Genomic DNA, 24,130 nt, shown 5'->3' on the forward strand with positions numbered 1-24,130 from the left:
ACAGTGGGAGCGATAATTTGAGTGAAGTTGGTTGGTATAATGGTAACCAAACACATCATGTCGGTCAAAAGAAGGCTAACGAACTTGGCATATACGATATGAGCGGTAACGTATGGGAATGGTGCAGTGATTGGTATGGAAGTTATTCCACAGGTTCATTAACCGACCCGGTAGGACCATCATCGGGTTCTTACCGCGTCTTTCGCGGCGGCAGTTGGGACTACTATTCGCAGGGTTGCCGTGTTGCCAATCGCGACTACGATACGCCGTCCAACAGCTACGGCTTTTTGGGCTTCCGCGTCGCCTTCAATTCATCTCAATAACGCCGTAGGCATAGACGCTTTGAGTTGAAGGAAAAAAGAGAAAGACGGCGAAATAAGCGCGGAGAAATTTTCGCCAATTTTGTTTCGGCGGATAGTATTTTCTCAAAAACTTAACGGCAAAAAGGAAAATAATGAAAAGCGGAAACATCTGTGATTGGTTTCTTAGAGTTCTTAAAGGTGCGTTAATCGGTATGGATTTTGTTTTACCCGGAGTAAGCGGATCGGCGCTTGCCGTGGTTTTTGGACTATATGAAAGAATTGTAGAAACTGTAGCTCATATAACAAAAAATTTCGTACAAAACATTTTGTTTTTTATTCCGGTAGGAATCGGCGGAACGCTAGGAGTATTCTTAATTTCGCACCCTATGAGTTTTTTATTGAAAAATCATCAAACGCAGGTTTTATGGTTTTTTGTCGGAACTATTTTAGGAACACTGCCTGATATATGGCAAAAATCTGGAGAAAAAGGTAGAAAACCGCGTCACATAATAATAATGATTTTAACGTTTATTTTGGGGACTGCGTTTTTGTTATTTTCGGGAAACTGGGGGTTTGGGCAGTTTGCGCTTAATCCTTTAATTGCGTTTTTTGCCGGTTCGTCGATCGCTCTTGTCGCCTTAATTCCAGGATTGAGTTCGTCGAATTTTTTAGTTCTTTTCGGATTATACGAATCAATGATCGACGCGTATAAGAGTCTGAATTTTACAGTCATCGTTCCATTCTTTGCAGGGCTGGCGATTTGTATTCTTCCGTTTTCAAAAGGAATTGAATTTCTGTTCAAAAAGGCTTTTACCGGATTTTTTCATTTCGTTGTAGGAATCGTTTTGGCTTCGACCGTTTTAATCGCCGCCATCGCTTCCGAAGGCTATAATTATCTGCAGATAGGTTCTATAGTCTGCGCCGCTTCATCAATCGCCGGAATTGTTTTTGCATATTGGATGTGTCAAATCAGTAAAAAATATGAAATAAAAAAAGGCGGCTGAATTTCTCAACCGCCTTTGATTAAATTACTAAAATCCTACGCTTTCACATCGACTTTGGACTTGTCTTCGCCGGTATAAGGAATTTCTATTCCCATATTTTTTGCCCAGTTATCCAATTTTTCATAGACCGCGTTGCGCGTAAAGGTAATAACGCTCTTAATGTTTCCCGGAAGTTTTCCTCCGACAATTTTATCGGCTTCACCGAATCCGAGGTCGATAGCCGCCTTTATTTTGTCGTAAAACTCTTTGCCTTCAAGTCCGCTCTTCGCATAGAAACTTGTTGCAAAGTTGACTATTCTTTCGGCGACGGCGTCCGGTTTCCACTCGTCCGGAAGGGTATCTATTATCTGTTCCGGAGTCAATGTCTTATCGCTTTCGGAAATCAATTTGTCCCAATCAAGGTTATCCCAATCGATTTCTTCGCCGTTTACCTTAACTTTTCCGCTTGCGTTTATACCGGAATTTTTGAGAATACTACGAATAATGCTTGCTTGCAGCCGTCTGTATTCATCTTTAATAGTCCGGACAATTTCATCGGAATTGTTTTTGCCGCCACGAACAGTTTCATTCTCAGAAACCGCCTCGCCTTTTTCTTTTGAAAACACCGCTCCGTCTTCTTTTATCGGCTTTTTGACGTTTTCGTCGCCGATACCTTCCTTGCCTTTCCGCTGGTAATTAGAAGTCGTCCGAAACGATTCCGCGGAAACGTTGTTGTTTCCTACTCCTTGAATCATAATTCCCTCCTTGGTAAAATCCTATCCTTAATATATATATCGGAATTGTTTTACAAAACTTTAGTATTAACAAAGCGACATGTTCTTTTTTATTCGCGGCGATTTGCTTTTCCGTGTCGCTTCTGGTTAACCGTCATACGTTTTCAAAATTCCTTTAGCGATTTCTATTCTGGTGCTGCGAACGTCCATAGCCTGTTTCCCGATAAATCTGTGGGCTTCTATTTCGCTCATTTTCAAATTGGAAACCAAAATCAGTTTCGCCCTGTCGATTACCCTCATATCTTCTATTTTCTGCCTCAATTTACCGTTTTCTATCTGCATTTTTTTAAGACGGCTTTGCGCCGATTGAGCGAGTTTAAGGACCGACCAGAAAATCGTTTTATCTACCGGTTTGGCGACAACCAAAATACCGTCGTTTTCGGTAATTGCGGACACTTCGTCAAAAAATTCACTTTGGACGACAAGTATAACCTGCGCGATATTCTTTGACGCGATATGCCTTGCCAAATTTTCACCGCTTTCGTCGATAAGCGGAACGTTAATTATCGCCAAATCGAAATCCCGCTCCATAATCAGCCGCCGCGCTTTTTCCGCCGAATGCAAAACGCTGATATTTTCGCAAGACGCCGCTTTAAGAATTTCGGTAAAAAAAACGGCGCTTTTTTCAGCGTCTGAAACTATCAGAGCGTTTTCCATATTTAGTCGCCGTCTTTCTTATACGCAGTCGAAAAATCTCTCTTTGTAAAACTTCGCCTTGTCGGTAAGGGCTAAGTCGAATTCCGTCACTTCGTTTTTCTTTATCGTAATATATTTCAAAAGCAATTCCTCTCCGACTATATTTTTAACGAATGGGCTGTTTTGCGCCAAACTTATCGCTTCTTTCAAACTTGCGGGCAGACGAACGAGATTTTTTGTCAGGTCTTCGTTTGCGGAATACAAATCAATATTAAGGGGCGCCGGTAAAGTAAGTCCGTTTTCTATCCCGTCAAGTCCTGCCGACATTATTAAAGCAAAAGCAAAATACGGATTAAGCGACGGATCGGGCGAGCGTAATTCCATTCTTACTTTTTCGCCGGACGCCGCAGGGATTCTGACAAGTTGCGAACGATTCTGGTGAGACCATGACACAAATTTCGGCGCTTCAAATTCACCAAAACGCTCGTACGAATTGACAATCGGGTTTAAGAATAAAGTCATTTCCGGTGTTTTAGACAATATGCCGGCGATAAAACTTTCCGCCGCGTTTGATTGTCCGCCCTCTATGTTTCTAAAAATATTAACTCCGTTTTTAATAAGCGAAATATTAACGTGTAAGCCGTTTCCCGCCGTTTGCGGTATAGGTTTTGGCATAAAAGATGCATATAAGCCGTTACGAGAAGCGATCGCTTTTACTACCGATTTAAAGTTTAGCAAATTATCGGCGCAATTCAGCGCTCCGCCGAACTTGAAATCGATTTCATTTTGTCCGGGTCCGCGTTCGTGGTGAGAACATTCCGGCGTTATTCCCATTTCATCAAGCGTCAGGCAGATTTCGCGGCGGATGTTTTCGCCTTTGTCAAGCGGCGAAATATCAAAATAACCGCCTTTGTCAAGCGGTGTTTCGGTCGGTTCGCCGTTTTCATCGGTTTTGAAAAGATAAAACTCGCATTCCGCGCCGATTTTGCAAAAATAACCCATTTCTTGACAGCGGTTTTCGGCTTCTTTCAGTAAATTTCTGGTGTCGTAGTGAAACGGCGTCGCATCGGGATTTTTAATGTCACAGAAGAAACGTGCGACTCTGCCGGTTCCCGGACGCCATGGCAATATCGCAAGTGTTTCGGGGGCTGGGAAAAGCAATAAATCGGATTCGGTCACGTCTCGAAAACCTTTGATTGCGTGAGCGTCGAATAACACGCCGTTTTCAAAAGCGGACGGTAATTCTTCTGATACGATAGAGATATTTTTTTGAAATCCGAACAGATCGCAAAAACCCAAACGAATGAATTTTATGTCGTTTTCTTTGACGAATTCTAATATTTCAGATACTGCGCCGTTCATTTTTTTACCTTTCGTTCAAACATAAAAAATTGTTCACTAAACAATGCCGTCTTGCTTAGCTTTTTTGTTTTCTAATTTCTGCTTTGCTTTGAACAACATCATACTGACGCGGGAAAGAATATTCACTTCGTTATCGCCGGACGTTTCAATCGGCAAAAAGTTTAAATTCGGATACATTGCGATAATTTTGCTTTGAACGCCGTCGGAAACGCCGCTTGACGGCATACAGCCAAACGGTTTCACAGAAATAAACCCATCGACTTTGTCGTGATAATAAATCGCCTCGGCAATTTCCAAATTTCCTTCGCCGCCGAAAATTGAAGTGTGATAATGTTCGTGTCCTAATTTTGCCAATTCGTCCAAATCATGAATTTCACCCCGTCCGCCGAATTGCTTTTGATTAAAAAAGAAATTCAAAAGATTATATATTATCTCCACAAAAGCGTTTGAAAAATTTTGCCTTTTGATATAATTTTTACAAAATTTCGCTTCCTTATCGTTTTTTGCGTATTTCAAATGCTCAAAATATCTGTAATTCTTGCTCCAACCCTCATAGATTCCGCGCTGTGTAAACATTCCCGGAATTACCTCGCAGTCTTCGTCGGCTATGAATCTGCGTAAATTGTAGTTCCCGTCGCCGTGAGCCAGATTCGCAAAAATCTCACCCGTTACAAAAATCAGCGGAATTTCCTTGTCAATCTTCTCAATTTTTGCGATTTTTTTACCAGCTTTATGCAGGGCGATAGGCAGTTTGAAAATATAAAAGCGGCTCATAAACGCTTTTAAAAGGTCGTTTTTGCATTCGTCAATGACTTTTATTGCCGCGGTTTTATCTTTTGCGTACGGACGAATCGCACATTCCGCGATATGAATAAAATCGCCCAATATGAAACTTAAAACGAAATGGATTTTGAAATACGGAGAAAATTTGAACGCGGAGTTTTTAGGCATCGGCGGATCCTGAATAATATCCGAATTGAAAATCAATATACGAAAGTCTTTGAAACCCATCGCATTCGTAACTTTCAAATATTCTTCGGGATACATCCCGTATCTGCAAGGACCGCATTGTCCGCCGCCCGAAATAAAAACATATTTTTCAACAATTTCGTCTTTACTCAGACGCTCTTCTTTTTCAATCCGCAAAAGTTCGTCGATAAAAGTTCCTAATGTGAAATATACAGGATTGCACTGCATTCGCGTTCCGTATTCGCGCCCCAGCAGAAAGTCGTCTTTTGTGTGGTTCCCCAAATCGCGGTATTTGTAACCGCGGCGATGAAAATACGCCTGTAAAAAGAACGATTTGTTTTCTTCAATCATATTGTAAAGAATTGTGACTTTTTTCTTGTCTTTTTTATCCCAAACCGGATTTCTAAATCCTTCCCACTGTTCTTTCTTCACAAATTTTGGCGCAATTACGTTTTTCATTTTCTCCCGACTTTTTACTGAAAAATACTATTCGCCGTACAAAAAAACAAAAATGAACGGACGAAGTTAATTCAATGGGACTTATAAGATATGTCGCCATAAATAATTTTCCGTCTCCGATGTTTTATCTTCACCGTCATCAAACGGTATTGAAAGTGTCTGGGCAGTATTTAAGCGCGGTATGTATGGCGTGTTTCATAACGTTTCTGATAAACATTTGCAAAGATACGCTAATGAGTAGGCGTTTCGTTTGAATGACGGTAACTGTAGATACAACACAATGGATAGAATTGACGGTATACTTGCAGGATGTCGGGGAAAGAAGTTATCCTATAAGATGTTGACCGGGAAGGTAGCGGCATAACAAAATATAAAAACACAGTTAATTTGAATTTTTCTGACAAACAAATAGTATTTTACATGGGTTTTTGTGAAAAAGCGGGATTTTTGCGATTAATAAGGAGAGAAGAATGGCTAATTCGGTTGTTATAGGCTCGCAATGGGGTGACGAAGGTAAAGCCAAAGTAATAGATTATCTTACTGAAAAGGCGGATATTGTAGTCAGGTATCAGGGCGGAGCGAACGCCGGGCATACGGTCATAGTGGACGGCAAAAAATTTGTTTTTCACATGCTTCCCAGCGGAATAATTTCCGCAGAAAAGATTTGCGTAATCGCTAACGGGGTTGTTTTTGACGCACAACAGTTTTTGTGTGAAGTCGATGATCTTTCCAAACAAGGCGTAAATATTGAGAATCGCTTATTTGTCTCAGATATCGCTCATTTGGTTTTACCATACCACAAAATCGTCGATTGCGCACGCGAAGAAATGCTTGCAAGAGAAAGCGGGAACAAAATCGGCACGACGGGAAGAGGTATAGGACCCGCTTATTCAGATAAGTCGATTCGCTGTGGAATAAGAACCGGAGAATTGCTGAATTTTGATATGTTTGTTAAAAGATTTACGCAGCAGTATAACGAAAAAAAGAATTTGGTCGAGCGATTCTACAAAGCGAAATTTGACTTGTCGCTTGACGAAACGATTGGACAATATCGTGAAATCGCAAAGAGGATAACTCCGCTTTTGAAAGATACGGCATATTTTCTATTTGAGCAAAGCCGTAAAGGTAAAAAATTGCTTTTTGAAGGCGCTCAGGGCAATTTTTTGGATATCGACCACGGAACTTATCCGTTTGTCACAAGTTCCAACACGTCTATCGGTTCGGTTTCTACGGGAAGCGGCGTTGCGGCGAACGAAATAGACGAAATTATAGGCATAGTAAAAGCGTACACTACACGAGTCGGAAACGGTCCTTTCCCAACGGAATTATTTGACGAAGACGGCGTAAATTTGCAGACTATAGGCGGCGAAAAAGGCGCGACGACCGGCAGGGCGCGTCGCTGCGGTTGGCTTGATACGGTTTTGATCAGAAAGTCGATTCAACTGAACGGATTCACAAAATTGGCGATAACCAAATTAGACGTGCTTAATACGTTCAAAAAAATAAAGATTTGCACTAAATACGAAATCGACTCAAAAATAGTCGAGCGGTTTCCGACTTCTATAGACGATTTGGCGAAAGCGAAACCTATTTATGAAGAATTTGACGGCTGGGAATGTTTACTTGACGACTGTAAAAGTTTTGACCAACTTCCCGAAAACGCCAAAAAGTACCTCAATCGGCTTAAAGAATTATGCTATGGCGTCGAATTTAATATGGTTTCCATCGGTGCGGATAGAAACCAAACGATAGGAATCGGATAAATGCGTCAGGAAATTACGCTCTCGCTGATTGCGTTGGTGATTTTGATTACGGCGATTTTTCTTGGGAAAAGCAGCGAGATATATAATTCGCAGTATTCGGTTAAAGAAAAAATCGGTTTCACCGCTTCCGGCGAGTCGGTTATTTGGGTATATAACGGGTGCGGAAGACCGAGAGTAGCCGAAAGGGTTACCAATATTTTACGAGATAAAGGATTTGACGCTTACAATAAAAGAAACATGCCTATGCAGACTTATTCAAATACGCTTGTTATTTCACGAACGGGCGATATGAAAACTGCAAAAAGCGTTGCGGAACATCTTAACGTGAAAAATCCGTTTTTTTTAATCAGCGATGTTGAAACTACAAACGAAATCACCGTGATTGTCGGCGATTCTTTTAGGGAGTTGGAATGAATATTGAAGAAAATGAAGAAATCGGCGCTCTTGTGAAATTCTTGAAAGAAGCGAAGGCGGAGGATATTACCATAATTAAAACCGATGTCGAGAAAACTGAAACGGATTTTGTGGTTATTTGTAAAGGCGCGGTATTTGTTCACGTTTCGGCGATAGCGCAAAGCGTAAAAGCGCAATTCAAAAAGGAATTAGGCGTTTCTCCGATAATTTTTGAGGGACGCGAACACGGGCGTTGGATTTTGTTGCATTATTCTTTTGCGACGATTCACGTTATGCTGCAAGAACTTCGCGATTATTACAAAATCGAAGAAATTTATAAAGATTGCGAGCGTTTGGATATTGAGTAAGATAAAGAGAATTTGAAAAATGTATAATATGGTACGAAATAAAGAATTGTCTAATTTTTTTGGAACGGTTACGCTCAAAGGTGAACGGATTGAGGCGAATTTTGAGAGTAACGCAAAACCAATGTTATTTTATCAACACCAAAACGGGCAATTATGGCAAGGCGACAGTATAACGTGGCTAAAATCACTTTCAGCAGAAAGCGCGGATGTGATTTTTGCCGATCCTCCATACAATATAAAAAAAGCGGATTGGGATAATTTTGAAAGTCAGGAAGAATATATCAAATTTTCCATGCAGTGGATTGAACAGTCCGCACGAATTTTAAAGCCAACCGGTACGCTTTTTGTGTGTGGATTTTCAGAAATTTTGGCAGATTTGAAACATCCGGCAGCCAAATATTTCAAATCATGCCGGTGGGTAATATGGCATTATAAAAATAAGGCAAACCTTGGTAAAGACTGGGGACGAAGCCATGAAAGTATTTTGCATTTTCGTAAAACAAAAGATTTTACGTTCAATATCAATGATATTCGCATCCCTTACGGAGAGCACACGCTGAAATATCCAAGCCATCCGCAAGCTGAAACAAGCCAGTATGCGAACGGTAAAAACGGTAATCATATTTGGGAACCGCATCCGCTTGGCGCAAAACCAAAAGATGTGCTGGAAATTCCGCAGGATATTATTGAAGTGCCGACAACATGTAACGGAATGCACGAAAAAACGCCGCATCCGACACAAAAACCGGAAGAATTATTACGTAAATTGATTTTAGCGTCTTCAAACGTTGGCGATGTCGTTATTGACCCGTTTTGCGGTTCGGGTACAACGCCGGTTTGTGCCGATCAGTTACAGCGCAGATGGATGGCTTGCGATTTGTCGCCCGAATATCTGGATTGGGCTGCCAACCGCATTGAATTAGTCGAAGATTGGAGCATTGAAAAATGGATTAGATACGATTTGGAAAATCAAAAAAGAAGAAACTCAATACGATGAAACTGAAAGAACTTATCAATAAAGCCAAAGACAAAAGCGCTTTTAGCGATTTGAACGCATACATCAAATTTTGCGATGAATACCTGCACTACATCGGCGGCAATTTGCAGGCGGTCATTGTTTCGCAAAACGAAAATCATTATCGTTTTTTTCAATACGGAAAAGATGGCGATTTCCAAATTACGCGACCAATTAATTCAAATCTGATGTACGATGCGAATAATTTTTCAAAAGTATCAAAAGAGTTTTTGAAAATATTGCAAACTGTGAAAACTATTGACAAAAACGATATGTCTATTCGCGATGTTTTAAACAATGTAACATACACCGTTCAGCAATCTGTTGGTTCCGCTTTGGACGGGTTGCCTGCCGGACAGTCGAATACCGCTCGTAAGTTGAACGGCGATTTGTTTGAACATTTTATCCGTTTAATTATTCGTGAAATCGGCAAAAAATCAATACCAAAATATATGAATATGGATTTTAGTGGAATAATATAATTTTCAACGGCGAAAAATAATATTTTCCAGTAAAAAATGAGGATGGAATATGAAAGCGTTTATTATACTTGAAGATGGAAAAGTGTTTGAAGGAAAGTCGTTTGGAGCTGTCGGCGAGGCGCTTGGCGAGGTGGTTTTTAACACCAGTATGTGCGGCTATCAGGAAATTTTGACCGATCCGTCGTATAAGCGGCAAGCGGTTTTGATGACTTATCCTATGATTGGAAATTACGGTGTAAATCTTGAAGACGCGGAAAGTCAAAACGTTTTCGTTTCGGGATTTATAGTAAAAGAGGCGTGCAAATATCCGTCAAACTTTATGTCCGTCGAAACGCTTGGCGATTATCTAAAGAAAAACGGAGTTATCGGAATAGAAAACGTGGATACCCGCGCATTGACCAAACACATTCGCTTAGCCGGTTCTATGAAAGCGGTTTTGTTTGCAGGCGACAAAACGCCCGATTTTGAAAAACTTGCTCAAAGAGCCAAAGATTGGGAAGGGACGGATAAAATCGACACCGTCAAAGAGGTTTCTACGCAAAAGGAATATATTTTTGAAGGAACTTTCAACCGCCCGATAACTGTCAGTCCGAAATACGACATAGTAGCGATTGACTGCGGAATAAAAATGAATATTCTGCGGATTTTTGCCGATTTGGGATGCAAGGTTTGCGTCGTTCCCGCAAGTTTCGGCGCAGAGCGAATTTTGGCGAAAAATCCGGACGGGGTATTTATTTCCAACGGACCCGGCGACCCGTCGGTCGTAGCCTATGTTATCGAAACCATTCGTAATTTAATCGGCAAAAAACCTCTTTTCGGCATTTGTTTGGGGCATCAATTATTAACTTTAGCGCTTGGCGGAAAGACATATAAACTTAAATTCGGACATCACGGTGGAAATCATCCCGTGAAAAATTTGGCGACGGACGAAGTAGAAATTACTTCGCAAAACCACTGCTTTTGCGCGGATTTGAATTCACTCGACGGTAAAGTGAAAATGACGCATGTAAACTTGAACGATCGCACTTGCGAGGGAATTTATGACGACGAGAAGCGAATAATTTCAGTTCAATATCATCCTGAAGCGTCGCCCGGACCGCACGATTCCAATTATATATTCAGAGACTTCTTGAAAATGATTGACGCTTCCCGCTCTCAAACAAAAACGCTTTAGCGTAAGAGTTTTCTATTAGCGCCGGATTTTCGGGAATGTTTATTTCTACAAACAACATTTCGCAGTGTTGAGAAAGCATAAGTTTTATCGTTCGTAAGCATAAATCCATATCCGAGAAAATTACTTTGTTTGCGCCCTTGATACCGAAAGTTATTGATATTTCGGCGATTGGCGACGAGGCGAGCGTCGCACTGAAATATGCGGGGGACGCAGAGTTCTGTACGATTGTTTGCATAAATTCCTTGTCTCTCATAAACGAGCCGATGTTTGTCAGCAAAACGATTGAGCATTCTACGGGATTTTTTACTTTACCGTTTTCTATGGCGAGCGCCGCCGCGCCGAACGCCAATTTATCGGCAAACGCCAATTTTCCGAAAACAGGATGTTTTTGCGAGTAAACCTCTTGGCGAGATATTTCCGTAAGCGGCTTTTCTCTTTTTATAATGCTTTTTGGGGTGACAATCTTGTGTTTGTCGATGTGCGAATAACTATTTGTAATGAAATTATATGGATTGTTAAAATACATTTTTCCCCTGTTTTTACTTAAACCAAAACGGTTTACGCTTAACTTGCTTTGAACCAAATGCTTTTTGTCGTCGTCGTTTCGCCTGTCAATGTTTCCATAGTTTATAGCCCATGTTCAATCTGTATTTATGCCGCCGTTATGTAAAATAGTATTTGGTAGATAAAAATTGTCAACCCTTTCTACTTTCGTTCGTCAAATATTATTTTATTACCGTTTTGTGCGTCAGGGAATTATGTGAGAATCATAAACAGTCACAGCTGCCGTAACAAGCCGTAAAAGAATCTTAAATCAAACGCCACTGAAGATTTTGGGAAGGCATAAGATTCAATGGCTTTTAGTCGGAAGACCTTCACAAAACGTATCTAAGCGATTTTGCTGATGACGAAATTGCAGAACTTTTTGTTTCTCGGAGTTAAAATGAGTTACAATTCGGCGTATTGTCGAAGAATGACGAAAAACAAATCGGTTGTCTATGTGCGAGCGGCGGCAAATTTTGCCGATGCAAAACTTTGCTCGTCTCAAAATTACCATTATTGTCAAACAAAATCACAAAAACAGGAGGATGATAAAGAAGCGAAAATATAAATAAACGCATAAAAAACTAAAATTTAAACAATGTACATTAAATATGTACATCTACGAAAATTTACAACAGGAGTAAAAGAAATGAAAACTTCAATTATCGGTTATCCCCGTATCGGAGAAAACCGCGAACTTAAATTTTGGACGGAGAATTATTTCAAAGGAACGGTACCGGAAGAAGCGCTTCTGTTGAACACAGAAAAACTGCGCTTAAAACATTGGAATAAACAGACCGACAACGGCATAAGTTTTATACCGTCTGGAGACTTCTCATTTTATGACGGGGTTCTTGATACGGCGGTTTTATTGGACATTATTCCCAAGAGGTATCGCGAGTTAAATCTTGGGCGGTTTGATACGTATTTCGCTATGGCGAAAGGTTATCAGGGCGAAAGGGGAGACGTCAAGGCGCTTTCGATGCGCAAATGGTTCAACACTAATTATCACTATATAGTCCCAGAAATTGACGACGACACGGTTATGAGCCTCAAAGGAAACAAGTTGTTTGATGAATTTTTACAGGCAAAAGCGAACTGGATTTGCGCAAAGCCGGTTATAACAGGCGCTTTTACGCTCCTGAAATTAGCGAAATATCAAAAAAAGCATGCAGGCGATTTCGTCGAACAGATTGTTTCGGTTTACACCGAGATTATTAGGCGGCTGAGCGAATTAGGCGCTCAGTGGTTACAGATAGACGAGCCCGTACTTGTTACGGATTTAACCGCCGAAGACATTTCGCTTTTCAAAAAGATTTACACCGGCGTTCTGAAGAATAAAGGCTCTGTAAAAGTGTTGTTACAGACATATTTCGGAGACATCCGCGACATTTACAAAGGGGTCGTTTCTCTTGCGTTTGACGGAATAGGGCTTGACTTTATAGAAGGAAAAGAAACGCTTGCGCTTGTAAAAAAGCACGGTTTTCCCTCTGATAAAACGCTGTTTGCGGGAGTTGTAAACGGTAAGAACGTTTGGCGCAACAACTATCAAAAAACGCTTGACTTATTGGGCGAAATAAAAAAACATGCGGCGCAGGTCGTTCTCTCGACGTCGTGTTCTCTGCTTCATGTTCCTTATACTGTAAGCGTTGAGGATAAATTGCCTCAAAAAGCCAAAAACGCTTTTGCCTTTGCCGAAGAAAAACTTACGGAGCTGGCGGAACTTGCAATGCTTGCAGAAGATGCGAATTATGCAAACTCTTCCGCCTTTAAAGCGAACTTAAGTTTGCACGAAAGTTTAAAGCAAAGCGCAAACACAAACGTTCAAAGCAGAGTTTCGGCGCTCAAGAACGAAAACTACATACGCTTACCCGAAAGATCGAAACGTTTTGCCGTTCAAAGAGAATTTTTGCAAATTCCTCTTCTTCCGACAACCACAATCGGTTCTTTTCCGCAAACCGCCGAGGTTCGGGCAAACCGTAACAGGTTACGCAAAGGGGAAATTACAAAAACTCAATATGAAGCCAGATTAGACGGACTTTTGGCGGGCGTGGTTAAACTGCAGGAAGAAATAGGGCTTGACGTGCTTGTTCACGGAGAGTTTGAGCGTAACGACATGGTGGAATATTTTGGCGAGAACCTCGCAGGCTTCCTCTTCACGCGCCTTGGGTGGGTGCAATCTTACGGAACGCGCTGCGTAAAGCCTCCGATTGTTTTCAGCGACATAAGCCGTCAAAGACCGATAACGGTAGAAACTTCCAAATACGCGCAAAGCCTTACGGATAAGCCCATGAAAGCGATGCTTACCGGACCGATAACGATACTTAACTGGTCTTTTCCGCGCGAGGACGTAAGTAACAAGGAACAGGCGACGCAAATCGCTTTGGCGATGCGCGACGAAGTACTTGACCTTCAAGATGCCGGGTTGAAAATAATACAAATTGACGAAGCGGCGCTACGCGAGAAACTTCCTCTGCGTAAATCGGATTGGCACGGCGAATACTTAGACTGGGCGATACCGGCGTTTCGTCTTACTCACAGCGGTGTAAAGCCCGAGACTCAGATTCACACTCACATGTGTTACAGTGAATTTGAGGATATTATAAAGGAAATCGACGAGATGGACGCGGACGTAATTACCTTTGAAGCCAGCCGCTCGTCTCTTGGAATACTGTCGGCGATTAAAGAGAGCGGATTTGAGACGGCGGTAGGACCGGGCGTATATGACATACATTCTCCGCGCGTACCGTCGGAGGAAGAAATAACTGCGGCTATAAAAGCGATTATACAAACCGTACCCGTTGAAAAGGCGTGGGTTAATCCCGACTGCGGACTGAAAACCCGCGGCAACGCAGAAACCGTATCGAGTCTTAAGAATCTTGTATCTGCGGCAAGACGAGTAAGGTGTGAATTGCAGAAGTGAAAAATATTTGAATACGAGAGATTATCCTGTTTTCGGTAATCGTCAAATATTATTTTACTACCGTTTTGTGCGTCAGGGAATTATGTGAGAATCATAAACAGTCACAGCTGCCGTAACAAGTCGTAAAAGAATCTTAAACAAATGTCACTGAAATTCGTTTCGGGAAGGCATAAGATTCAATGGCTTTCAGTCGGAAGACCTTCACAAAACATATCTAAGCGATTTTGCTGATGACGAAATTGCAGAACTTTTTGTTTCTCGGAGTTAAAATGAGTTACAATTCGGCGTATTCGTATTGTCGAAGAATGACGAAAAACAAATCTGTTGTCAGTATGCGGGCGAAGACAAATTTTGTCTGTGCACAACTTTGCTCATCCCAAAATTATCATTATTGTCAAACAAAATCACAAAAACAGGAGGATGCCGAACAAAATTAACATTTAACGTGGTTTAGGCGATAAAAGAATTATCGCCGATATAAGTTTCACAAAAAACGACAATAAATTATTGTCGAAGTATAATTAACATAAACAAAAAGAGGAGATTTTTAATGCTTAAAAGCAAAATTTTCAAGGTAATGGCGGCGATAGGAATCGCTGCGGGGCTTGTCTCGGCGCAAACCGTATGGGACGGAACGACCGACATAACATGGTACACAGCAAATACGTCTGCAAGTACCTACACAATAACGACCGCCGAGCAGTTGGCGGGCTTGGCGGCTTTGGTAAACAACACCGCAGGACAAGACGCCGCAGTTTCTTTTCAGGGTAAAACCATAACGCTTGGCGCAAATATTGTGCTTAACGATGTAAGCGATTGGGAAGACAGTTGGGGTACTTGGGCAACCGCAGCGCCTACAGATCTTAATCCTTGGATACCGATAGGAACAACCGCTGTTCAGCAATTCCAAGGAACTCTTGACGGCGCCGGATATGTTGTCAGTGGCGTTTATATCAACACGACCAGTAATTATAAAGGATTATTCGGGTATGTACACGAAAACGGAAAGGTAAAAGATATTGGCATAACCGCATCGTATGTTAAAGGAAGCGATTACACCGGCTCGCTTGTTGGACATAATGGTGGAGTCGTAAGCAATAGTTACAACATCGGTTCAAAAGTTACAGCGGGAAACTCGGATTACGTTGGCGGATTGGTGGGCTATCTTTCGGGTAGTATAAATAATTGTTATTCCACAGGTTTGGTAACCGGCGGCGGAACTACTTATGGCGGCGGTTTGGTTGGGTATCTATCCGGCGGCACAGTAAGCAACAGTTACCACGATACGCAAACAAGCGGTAAAACAAACCAAGCAAATAAAGGCGAAGGCAAAACTACTGTAGAAATGCAAACTCAGGCGTTTGTGGACGGCTTGAATTTTGTCGCAGGTCGTTTATCGGCGAACGAATGGGAGTACAATAACGGAAATTATCCTACGTTAAAACATCAAACAGCCGCAGACCCTTTGGCAGGCAAATTTGACAGCGGCAGCGGAACGGAAGAAAGCCCGTATATAATAAAAACGGCGCAGCAATTAAAAAATCTCTCTGAGTTTGCCGACAAAACAAATTTCAACGGATATTATTTTAAACTCGGACAAGATATTACATCGGTCGGAAGTTTCACGGCTATAGGAAGCGGCGCTATTCCGTTCAACGCAAACTTTGACGGCGATAACAAATTTATAGACGGAGTTTCAATTGATGAGATTTCGGACTATCAAGGATTATTCGGATACGTAGGCGCTAACTTCACTTTAAAAAATCTCAACGTGAACGATTCCGAAATCAAAGGGAAAGACTATGTCGGCGGATTGGTTGGATATATTATCGCCAACGTAGCGGCAAAGATAGATAATTGTTCTTTTAGCGGCGCAGTAGAAGGAACAGGAGAAAACGTCGGCGGCTTGGCAGGTTTTAACGGCGGAACGATAACAGGCAGTCATTCGGCAGGTACGGTAATAGGAACAAACAAAACCGGCGGACTTGCAGGCGTTAACGGCGGAACCGTCGGCTCAATAAGCGGCAGTTATTCCGCAAGTACGGTAACTGGAGAATCTTATACCGGCGGACTTGTAGGACAGAACCAGCGTCCGATAAGCGCAAGTTATTCAAGCGGCGTTGTAAATGGCTTTATGAATGTCGGCGGACTTGTAGGAGAAAACAGCGATACTATAAACAACAGTCATTCCACCGGTAATGTGATTGGAGAAAACGAGCATGTAGGCGGACTTGCAGGGACAAACAATAAAATTATAAACAACAGTTACTCCACCTCAACAGTGACAGGAGTAAATAACGTCGGCGGACTTGTCGGTAGAAATACCACAGACAAAGGCGTTATACAAAGCGGTTATTCCGCAGGTAAGGTGGAAGGAAGCGGTGTCAATGTCGGCGGACTTGTGGGAAATAATAGCAACGTTTCAAAGATAGTCGGCGGTTATTACGATAAAACCGTAAACAATACTTTGAGCGACCCAAGACAAGAGGGTAAATTCACACCGGATATGAAGACCGATCTTTTTGTGAGAGAACTCAACAGTATCTCGGCTATGTTATCAATGAACAAATGGGTTATTGACGTTTCAGTCAATAACGGCTATCCGACTATAAGCAATGACCTCGCAGAAAAGGACATAGCCTTCTTTTTTGAAAGCGGAGCCGGAACACAAGAAAGCCCGTACATAATAAAAACGTCTCAGCATTTGAAAAATCTTTCGTTTCTTGTAGATTTCGGAAACAGTTTTCAAGGGGAATTTCTTAAACTTGGAAATAACATTGAACTGAACAGTACAGAGAACTGGACTCCGATAGGAACTTATAACGGCGGCGGCACCCCTGTCAATAAACCGTTTAACGGGACTTTTGACGGAGACAACAAAACTGTCAAAGGTGTTTTTATTGATAACACATCTATTAACGCTCAAGGACTGTTCGGGGCTTTAGGCGCTAACGGAACTATAAAAAACCTCGGTGTAATTGAGTCTTCAGTTAAAGGAAGCGGCGCCAATATAGGCGGACTTGCGGGATATACTGCGTCAGGTGCAAAAATAGACAATTGTTTTTTCAACGGCGCGGTTATTGGAACGGGAAATTTTACCGGCGGTCTTGTAGGTTTTAATGGCGGTGCGATAAACAACAGTTATTCTGCAGGTACGGTAAACGGAGCGCAATATACCGGCGGGCTTGCTGGTGGTAACCAGCCAGGCACAATAATCGGCAGTTATTCTATTAGCACGGTGACGGGTACTAATTCTGTCGGCGGATTAGTAGGAAGACACAGTAACAGCCCCGGAATTATAGATAACAGTTATTCAACCGGTACGGTGAATGGGAATAATTTTGTCGGCGGACTGGTAGGAGAAAACAGCGGACCTATAAAAAACAGTTATTCTACTGGCGCGGTAAAAGGTAATGCCGATGTCGGCGGACTGGTAGGGGGTAGCGTAAGCACCGCTATAAGCAACAGTTATTCTACCGGCGAAGTGGAAGGAATAACCAATGTCGGCGGATTTGCAGGACGTATCTATGGCACAAACAGTCAGACAAACAGCAGTTATTCCGTCGGCGAATTGACCGGAACTATCTCTTTGGGCGGACTTATAGGGAATTATTCCAGTTGCAACAGTTGTATGATAAACAGCGCTTACTACAATAATACCGTAAACAGTAGTCTTGATGACCCAAGAAACGAAGGTAAATCTTCGCAAGATATGAAAAAACAGGATTTTGCGGATGAACTGAATATTATTGCCAGCCTTTTATCGGCGGCGAACGAATCTATGAACAAATGGGTTGTCACCGGTTCAAACAACGACGGATATCCCACTTTAAGCAAAGAAGTCGCTACCGCTGACTTATCTCAGTATTTTGCAAGCGGAAACGGAACAGAGACAACCCCGTATTTAATAACCACAGCAAAACATTTGGAAAATCTTTCGTGGCTTGTAGATTTCGGAATAAATTTTCAAGGAAAATTCGTTAAACTTGGAAACGACATTGCGCTTAACGATACGGAGAACTGGGAAAACTGGAATACGTCTCCGCCCGCTAATTCTTGGACAAGGATAGGAACAACAGATACAAAGGCTTTCCAAGGAACTTTTGACGGCAACGGCAAGGTAGTGAGTGGAATGTATTATTATACAAGCGGTACTGCCGACCGTAATGGTTTGTTTGGGGCTTTAGGTTCCAACGGAACTATAAAAAACCTTGGCGTAACAGATTCTTACATAAGTTGCGGAGGAAGTACTTATTGGGTAGGTGGAATTGTAGGAGATAATTACGGCACTGTAAGCAACTGTTATTCCACGGCTTGGTTATCGGCGCAGCAATATGTCGGCGGACTTGTCGGACGTAATCAGGGTACTGTATTTAACAGTTATTCCACCGGCAAGGTAAACGGAACCTCCAATATCGGCGGGTTTGTCGGTCAAAACTATTACTCAGCCTCATCAAGAACCGGAAGAATAGAGAATTGTTATTCTACCGGCGCGGTAACAGGGACAGGTTCTAGTATCGGCGGATTTGTCGGAAATTTTGTAACCAATAGTATAATAACCAACAGTTATTACGATAAGACTGTAAACAGCGCTCTCACCGATTCCAGAAGCGAAGGCAAATATACGGATAAGATAAAATTACAACAGACTTTCATCGGCTGGGATTTTGAAGGTGTTTGGAAGATTAACCCAAAAATTAACGACGGTTATCCGCATTTGCAGGGCTTTACTTATGTCGAAGACCACAGAAGTTTTGAAGAAATCTGTATTGCCAATGATAAAGTATGGGACGAGGGCTGCCAAAACTGCGTAACCGATGAAGAGCGTAGCAAAGAGATTTGTGCTTCAACCGGCGGTGTTTGGGAAACCAAAATCGACAAGTGCAGGACTAAAATTGATTGGTATGACGAAAAAAGCAGTCCGTTTACAGTTTCAAGCGTTAGAGATTTACAAGACCTTGAATACTTAGTAAACGAGGGGATTGACGATTTCGCAGACAAAACGATTCGATTGAGCGCAAATATCGCTTTGAGCGGAAACTGGACTCCGATAGGTATTAGCGCAGGTATTTCTTTTAGGGGAACTTTCGACGGACAGGGCAAAACCATATCCGGTTTATCTGTTAACAGTGCATATGCCGGATTATTCGGACATATAAACGACGCAACGATAAAAAACGTTAAAGTTAATACAAGCGCAGAAGGTATTTACAGTACCAAAGTCGGCGGCATATTGGCAGGCGTAGTTCATAACGCTTTAACCGTCGAAAACGTTTATGTAAGCGGAAACATTTTCACTGACAAAATCGGGACTTCGGTGGAACCTCTCTGTTTAGGCGGATTGGTAGGGCAAGCCAAAGGCGATTTGACACTTAAAAACAGTCATAGCAAAGCGAATGTTTCTTGCAGTCCTACCAGCGGACAATATGTTTCTTTGGGCGGTTTGGTTGGCTATGCTAATAAAACTTTAATCGTCGAAGAGTGTTTTGCAGGCGGAGACATTTCAGGTTATGCAAATAATTTGGGCGGCTTGATAGGATACGCCGACGACCTTGCCGATATTAAAAACTGCTATGCAAAGGTAAATGTCAACGCCACAAATTCCATGTCTGTTGCGGGAGGTTTTGTTGGAGAGGCGTCTGAAGATATAACGATTGAAAACAGTTATTTCAACGGAATTGTAGATGGCGGCGGTTACGGTGTGTTGGGTGCGATAATCGGAATGTCCTACGGTGATATAGCGGCGACGTCTGTGTATTACGACAATTCAATCGGAACTGGAGCGATTGGTTATCCTGACGAAGACATTGATGGAATTTCGGAAGTAAGCGCCAATTCGTTAAAGACTCAGGCGACTTTTGTCGGCTGGAATTGGGACGATGTCTGGAAGACTCGCGTAAGCATAAACGACGGCTTCCCGTATCTGAAAGCGTTTGAAAATACTTACGATATAAAGTTGGTGGAAGTAAACAAGCCCGCACTTGTTACCAGTGAATTTACTTTTAACAGTTCGCCGCGCATTGTATCATTGAACCCGACGAACGACGCTCTTTACACTTTGAGCGGCGGCGATATCGAAAAGACAAACGCGGGTAATTACATTGCAGTCGTAACGTTGACGAACACGGACGACTACAAATGGAAGAATGAAGATGCCGGCGTCGCTTCGTTTAATTTGTCTTGGAAGATAGATGCGGCGCAATTAGACAAGCCAGCGCTTGTTACAAGCGAATTTACTTTCGATGGAAATCCGCACACGGTAGCATTGAACGTACCAAGCGTTCTCTATACTTTAGGCGGCGATGTAACGAAAATCGACGCGGGCAATTACACTGCGACGGTAACGTTGACGGATCCGGCTAATTACAAATGGATTGGTTCCGACGCCGCTTCGTTTAATTTGTCTTGGAAGATAGACGATGCGGCAGACGCTTTAAGCCCGACGAAATCTAAAGACGGTAAATACGGCGTTTGGCTTGAAAAGGCGATAGTTTCGGATGCGGCGAAAATAAATGTAAGAACGCCGCAAAGTTCTCGGATAAAAATCGTAATTGTCGATAATCTGGGTAATATCGTCTTTGAAGCAAACGGCGGGAATACCGATACGTTTGAATGGCGTTTGACTAACAACGCAGGCAGATTTGTAGCGAACGGTACATATTTGATGCTTGTAGAGGCAAAAGCGGTCGGCGGTAAAGTTTATACGTATTCAACCAAAATCGGAGTGAAACGCTAAACTTTGTGTATGGGCGAAAGTACCTTTGCGGGTACTTTCGCTTTTTATTTTTTGTCGGAAATACTATAACGAATAGAAATTATGATTAAACGTTTACGACACATTTTTATCGCGCTGTTTGCGGCGCTTGTATTCTTATATTCGGACGCAGCGGCTGCGGGCGGAAGCGATATCGCTTTTGAAAGAAATATCGACTTAAGTAAATACCTGTCGACAAGTATGTGTGTTAATCTGCACGATATTAAATGGCGGGATTCTAAGATTTACGTCGCTCTGCAATATCTTGACAATAAAACTATGGAACCTGCGGCTAATTCAAGGATTTTGGAACTTGACGAATCCGGAAATGTTCTGCGTGAGTTTGAAAGTCGCTTTCAAAACGTTTATCAAATCATATTTTTAGGCGATAATATCTTAGTCGTCGATAAAGGAAGTTGGTATGACGTCGGCGGTGGAATAACAAAAATAGATTTGCTCTCCGAAACCAAGACAGTTTTATTTGACGCAAAGACGGAAGGCAGAAGTCCGATTAAGATGGAATTTGTATCAAACGACGAAGGGTATATAATGACAGTCGGCTCTAAATTTAACGACCAGAAAATCGCTAAGTTTAGCCTTGACGACGACGTTATGACTTTGGATTACGGAGAAATTCCCACCCCTTCGATAACTTCGATGTCATACAACAGTGCGACAAACACTTTGTGGTTTGCAAACAACAACAGAAGAGTTTACAAATACTCTTTAAGCGAAAACGGCGTTGAATATAACATATCGGTAACACAGCCGGTTACGGAGATAGTTTCCGTCGGCGATGTAACTCTTACCGTAGAGAGTAATTATACCGCGGGAAATTACGGCTTGCTCGTTTCAGACAAATATACTAAGGAATCTACGATAGACGGTGACGCCGGCGCGTATTTTGCCGACGGGAATTTTTATATATTGGAACGCGGCGGTTCGGGTAAATTGGTCTTTTTGAGCGGTGAAGGCGAAATTATCAGACAACTGCCGTTTGATTCCAAATTTTTCAATCCTCACGGTGTTTGCGGAAACAAAAAAGGAAACATTTTTGTAGGTTCCAAAGAAGATTTAACGCTTGCGGTATTTGCTCTTGAAGGATTTCAACCGCCCGAAGATCCGGACGATCCCGACCCTGATACCACAGACGTGGCGATTGTCAAATCAAAGCCGGTTTACGCCAAATTTGGCATTACGCTTGAGAGCGCGGTCGTATCGGACGCGGCAAGAATAAACGTAAAAGTCCCGAAGACTTCGCAGGTAACGCTTGCCGTTTTCGACGTTTTGGGAAATGTCGTTTTTAAGACGGTCGGCAAATCGACGGAAACGTTTGTCTGGAATTTGAAAAACGAAGCGGGCGGAAATGTTGCGAACGGGACTTATTTGGCGCTTGTCGAAGCAAAGGGAATCGACGGTAAAGTTTATACGTATTCAACCAAAATCGGCGTGAAGCGCTAAACGTTGTTTATTGTTTTTTACAACTCTTTTATTAGGAAATGGAGGCAAATAAAATAATGGAAAAGAAAGTTATTGTAATCGGCGCAGGCATAGCCGGATTGAGCGCGGGTATATATGCACGCAAATGCGGATTTGACGTTACGATTCTGGAAAGCCACAGTATAGCGGGCGGAAATTGCACGTCGTGGAAGCGCGGCGGATATCTTTTTGAAAACGGAATGCACTGGCTTGTGGGATCGGCGCGCAGCAATCCAATCAATAAACTGTGGCGGCGCCTCGCGGCGCTAAACGACAGCGTTCTCATACATTATTACGAGCCGTATATAGAATTGGGTAACGAAGGCGAAACTGTACGGATGTATCGCGATATAGATTTAACAGAGCGGCATTTTCTCGAATTATCGCCCGCCGACGCCAAAGAAATACGCAGGCTTTGCAACTGGGTCAGAAAATTAAAGAAACTGAATATGCCGGTAAACAATATACGCGGCGTTAATGTAACAAAAAAATCTAAAATACCGCTGTCTTTGCTTTTAAGCGGAATATCCGCGCTTCGTGTGATGAGCAAAACAAGCAAGATTACAAAGGAAGAGTTTATGAAGCGCATTACGCACATCGGTATTCGCGATATTATAGGAGCATATCTTGTCGGGAAAACAAACATTGCGCCGCTTGTTTTCAATATGGGAACGCTTGCACGCGGTGACGGCGGATTTCCCGAGGGAGGTTCGCTTCCGTTCATAAAACGAATGGTTGAAGAGTTTACGAAAATCGGCGGAGAGATTCTATATAAACACAAGGCTGAGCGTATAGTTATGGAAAACGGCAAAGCGACGGGTGTTATTGTCGGCGAAAAAACAATTTCTGCCGATGCCGTGATAGTTACCTCGGACACTATGGAAATAGAGAAGTTTTTCGACACGCCGCCGAAAGCGAAGTGGCTCGACACAATGAAAGCGAAAACAAAACCCACAATGGTAACGTTTGTGTGTCTGGGAATAAACGCCGACTTGAGAAAATACAACAAACACTACTATTTCAAAACGAAACTTCCGCTCAAATTAGGAGATGAAACATACGATTATCTTCGTGTTTACAACTACGCCGCCGACCCTGTATATTCTCCAAGCGGCAAATCAAGCGTAACGATTCAAATTCCTCGCGACACTTATGACTTCTGGAAAAAAGCAAAAGAAGAAAATCGATACGTTGAAGAAAAGAAGAAAATCGCCGATGCGGTAATCAAGGCGATTGAAGCGCAAATTCCCGAAACTCGCGGAAATGTCGAAGTAATCGACGTAGCCACTCCGCTGACTTACGAGCGTTACTGTGCAAATTGGAGAGGTTCATGGATGACGGAAATCGTTCCCAATATGAAAATGACAAGATACCCTTCCGTAATAAAAGGATTTAACGGATGTTATTTTGCAGGGCAGCGTATGGCGCCGCCCGGAGGATTGCCGATAGCGTTGACCAGCGCCAGAGCCGCGGTGCAGTATCTTTGCCGCGATACTAAGACGTTGTTTGTCTGCGAGGAAGATGAGCGAATAGAAAACACATGAACACCCGCTTGTAATTTTTTTGTTCTTTCTTTGTTTTATTTAGTATATTTGAAGAAATTTTTTTAGGGGAAAAAGGGAAAAAATTGACAGACGACGACACAAAACAATACGTTTATATCGTTCAGGCGTCGCTTGAGCCTTCAAAATGCAAAATCGGCAAAACAAACGATTTGGAAAGAAGGCTTAA

General features: G+C 42.3%; 19 protein-coding genes, 1 pseudogene and 2 riboswitches. Of the genes and pseudogenes, 15 read left to right on the top strand and 5 right to left on the bottom strand.

The annotated features are described in order from the left end of the window. Both LBH98_01540 and LBH98_01545 read left to right on the top strand, forming a co-directional pair. A partial coding sequence (locus LBH98_01540; protein ID MDR0303441.1) for a formylglycine-generating enzyme family protein occupies positions 1-323 on the top strand: 323 nt, incomplete at its 5' end. Between the two features lie 131 nt (positions 324-454). Beyond that, a complete protein-coding gene (locus LBH98_01545) occupies positions 455-1,306 on the top strand; it encodes a DUF368 domain-containing protein (GenBank protein ID MDR0303442.1) in 852 nt (283 codons plus the stop codon). A 35-nt stretch (positions 1,307-1,341) separates the two neighbouring features. Here LBH98_01545 and LBH98_01550 read toward each other — a convergent pair whose 3' ends face one another. The 4 genes from LBH98_01550 to LBH98_01565 form a co-directional block, all read right to left on the bottom strand. After that, the gene (locus LBH98_01550; protein MDR0303443.1) at positions 1,342-2,040 is read right to left on the bottom strand and encodes a DUF5610 domain-containing protein; all 699 of its coding nucleotides are present in this window, start codon (positions 2,038-2,040) and stop codon (positions 1,342-1,344) included. Between the two features lie 126 nt (positions 2,041-2,166). Beyond that, positions 2,167-2,736 (bottom strand): ANTAR domain-containing protein, encoded by a 570-nt coding sequence (locus tag LBH98_01555; protein ID MDR0303444.1) that lies wholly within the window; start codon positions 2,734-2,736, stop codon positions 2,167-2,169. An 18-nt stretch (positions 2,737-2,754) separates the two neighbouring features. Next, on the bottom strand, positions 2,755-4,077 hold the full coding sequence (locus LBH98_01560; protein MDR0303445.1) for a glutamine synthetase family protein: 1,323 nt from the start codon (positions 4,075-4,077) through the stop codon (positions 2,755-2,757). 36 nt (positions 4,078-4,113) lie between these two features. Continuing rightward, positions 4,114-5,505, bottom strand: a complete 1,392-nt coding sequence (locus LBH98_01565) for a hypothetical protein (protein MDR0303446.1) — start codon at positions 5,503-5,505, stop codon at positions 4,114-4,116. 148 nt (positions 5,506-5,653) lie between these two features. Between LBH98_01565 and LBH98_01570 the strand changes: the two genes are divergently transcribed. The 7 genes from LBH98_01570 to carA all read left to right on the top strand — a co-directional run bounded on the left by LBH98_01570 (position 5,654) and on the right by carA (position 10,700). Continuing rightward, positions 5,654-5,746 (top strand): transposase, encoded by a 93-nt coding sequence (locus LBH98_01570; protein ID MDR0303447.1) that lies wholly within the window; start codon positions 5,654-5,656, stop codon positions 5,744-5,746. A 229-nt stretch (positions 5,747-5,975) separates the two neighbouring features. Further along, complete coding sequence (locus LBH98_01575; protein MDR0303448.1) at positions 5,976-7,268, top strand: adenylosuccinate synthase; 1,293 nt, start codon at positions 5,976-5,978, stop codon at positions 7,266-7,268. Beyond that, complete coding sequence (locus LBH98_01580; GenBank protein MDR0303449.1) at positions 7,269-7,682, top strand: LytR C-terminal domain-containing protein; 414 nt, start codon at positions 7,269-7,271, stop codon at positions 7,680-7,682. After that, positions 7,679-8,029 (top strand): ribosome silencing factor, encoded by a 351-nt coding sequence (gene rsfS / locus LBH98_01585; GenBank protein ID MDR0303450.1) that lies wholly within the window; start codon positions 7,679-7,681, stop codon positions 8,027-8,029. Before LBH98_01580 ends, rsfS begins: the two co-directional genes overlap by 4 nt. 19 nt (positions 8,030-8,048) lie before the next feature. Next, the gene (locus tag LBH98_01590; GenBank protein MDR0303451.1) at positions 8,049-9,026 is read left to right on the top strand and encodes a site-specific DNA-methyltransferase; all 978 of its coding nucleotides are present in this window, start codon (positions 8,049-8,051) and stop codon (positions 9,024-9,026) included. After that, on the top strand, positions 9,023-9,526 hold the full coding sequence (locus LBH98_01595; GenBank protein MDR0303452.1) for a hypothetical protein: 504 nt from the start codon (positions 9,023-9,025) through the stop codon (positions 9,524-9,526). Before LBH98_01590 ends, LBH98_01595 begins: the two co-directional genes overlap by 4 nt. Positions 9,527-9,575: 49 nt before the next feature. Beyond that, a complete protein-coding gene (gene carA / locus LBH98_01600) occupies positions 9,576-10,700 on the top strand; it encodes a glutamine-hydrolyzing carbamoyl-phosphate synthase small subunit (protein ID MDR0303453.1) in 1,125 nt (374 codons plus the stop codon). On the opposite strand, the gene LBH98_01605 is transcribed toward carA, so the two are convergent. Then, positions 10,645-11,226: a hypothetical protein gene (locus tag LBH98_01605; protein ID MDR0303454.1), complete on the bottom strand. Its 582-nt coding sequence runs from the start codon at positions 11,224-11,226 to the stop codon at positions 10,645-10,647. The genes carA and LBH98_01605 overlap by 56 nt on opposite strands. A gap of 200 nt (positions 11,227-11,426) precedes the next feature. Beyond that, a riboswitch (cobalamin riboswitch) is annotated at positions 11,427-11,596 on the top strand. A gap of 47 nt (positions 11,597-11,643) precedes the next feature. Between LBH98_01605 and LBH98_01610 the strand changes: the two genes are divergently transcribed. The 6 genes and pseudogenes from LBH98_01610 (at position 11,644) to LBH98_01635 (ending at position 23,943) form a co-directional block, all read left to right on the top strand. Beyond that, entirely contained in the window at positions 11,644-11,811 is a 168-nt protein-coding gene (locus LBH98_01610; GenBank protein MDR0303455.1) for a hypothetical protein, read from the top strand. A gap of 81 nt (positions 11,812-11,892) precedes the next feature. Further along, complete coding sequence (gene metE / locus LBH98_01615; GenBank protein MDR0303456.1) at positions 11,893-14,166, top strand: 5-methyltetrahydropteroyltriglutamate--homocysteine S-methyltransferase; 2,274 nt, start codon at positions 11,893-11,895, stop codon at positions 14,164-14,166. A 50-nt stretch (positions 14,167-14,216) separates the two neighbouring features. Then, positions 14,217-14,388, top strand: a riboswitch (cobalamin riboswitch). Between the two features lie 47 nt (positions 14,389-14,435). Beyond that, entirely contained in the window at positions 14,436-14,603 is a 168-nt protein-coding gene (locus tag LBH98_01620; GenBank protein MDR0303457.1) for a hypothetical protein, read from the top strand. A 113-nt stretch (positions 14,604-14,716) separates the two neighbouring features. Continuing rightward, positions 14,717-20,902 carry a hypothetical protein gene (locus LBH98_01625; protein ID MDR0303458.1) on the top strand — a complete coding sequence of 2,062 codons (6,186 nt, stop codon included), beginning with the start codon at positions 14,717-14,719 and terminating at the stop codon, positions 20,900-20,902. Positions 20,903-20,983: 81 nt separating this feature from the next. Then, positions 20,984-22,381: a hypothetical protein gene (locus LBH98_01630; protein ID MDR0303459.1), complete on the top strand. Its 1,398-nt coding sequence runs from the start codon at positions 20,984-20,986 to the stop codon at positions 22,379-22,381. Positions 22,382-22,437: 56 nt separating this feature from the next. Further along, a pseudogene (locus tag LBH98_01635) lies at positions 22,438-23,943 on the top strand (NAD(P)/FAD-dependent oxidoreductase). Positions 23,944-24,130: the final 187 nt, after the last annotated feature.

This window comes from Chitinispirillales bacterium (assembly GCA_031254455.1).
GTDB lineage: Bacteria > Fibrobacterota > Chitinivibrionia > Chitinivibrionales > Chitinivibrionaceae > WRFX01.

Coding starts and splice junctions, on each gene's coding strand:
- LBH98_01545 (MDR0303442.1), top strand. CDS start 455: ATGAAAAGCGGAAACATCTGTGATTGGTTTCTTAGAGTTCTTAAAGGT.
- LBH98_01590 (MDR0303451.1), top strand. CDS start 8,049: ATGTATAATATGGTACGAAATAAAGAATTGTCTAATTTTTTTGGAACG.
- LBH98_01605 (MDR0303454.1), bottom strand. CDS start 11,226: ATGTATTTTAACAATCCATATAATTTCATTACAAATAGTTATTCGCAC.
- LBH98_01580 (MDR0303449.1), top strand. CDS start 7,269: ATGCGTCAGGAAATTACGCTCTCGCTGATTGCGTTGGTGATTTTGATT.
- LBH98_01610 (MDR0303455.1), top strand. CDS start 11,644: ATGAGTTACAATTCGGCGTATTGTCGAAGAATGACGAAAAACAAATCG.
- LBH98_01595 (MDR0303452.1), top strand. CDS start 9,023: ATGAAACTGAAAGAACTTATCAATAAAGCCAAAGACAAAAGCGCTTTT.
- LBH98_01555 (MDR0303444.1), bottom strand. CDS start 2,736: ATGGAAAACGCTCTGATAGTTTCAGACGCTGAAAAAAGCGCCGTTTTT.
- LBH98_01620 (MDR0303457.1), top strand. CDS start 14,436: ATGAGTTACAATTCGGCGTATTCGTATTGTCGAAGAATGACGAAAAAC.
- metE (MDR0303456.1), top strand. CDS start 11,893: ATGAAAACTTCAATTATCGGTTATCCCCGTATCGGAGAAAACCGCGAA.
- LBH98_01625 (MDR0303458.1), top strand. CDS start 14,717: ATGCTTAAAAGCAAAATTTTCAAGGTAATGGCGGCGATAGGAATCGCT.
- LBH98_01565 (MDR0303446.1), bottom strand. CDS start 5,505: ATGAAAAACGTAATTGCGCCAAAATTTGTGAAGAAAGAACAGTGGGAA.
- rsfS (MDR0303450.1), top strand. CDS start 7,679: ATGAATATTGAAGAAAATGAAGAAATCGGCGCTCTTGTGAAATTCTTG.
- carA (MDR0303453.1), top strand. CDS start 9,576: ATGAAAGCGTTTATTATACTTGAAGATGGAAAAGTGTTTGAAGGAAAG.
- LBH98_01630 (MDR0303459.1), top strand. CDS start 20,984: ATGATTAAACGTTTACGACACATTTTTATCGCGCTGTTTGCGGCGCTT.
- LBH98_01550 (MDR0303443.1), bottom strand. CDS start 2,040: ATGATTCAAGGAGTAGGAAACAACAACGTTTCCGCGGAATCGTTTCGG.
- LBH98_01560 (MDR0303445.1), bottom strand. CDS start 4,077: ATGAACGGCGCAGTATCTGAAATATTAGAATTCGTCAAAGAAAACGAC.
- LBH98_01575 (MDR0303448.1), top strand. CDS start 5,976: ATGGCTAATTCGGTTGTTATAGGCTCGCAATGGGGTGACGAAGGTAAA.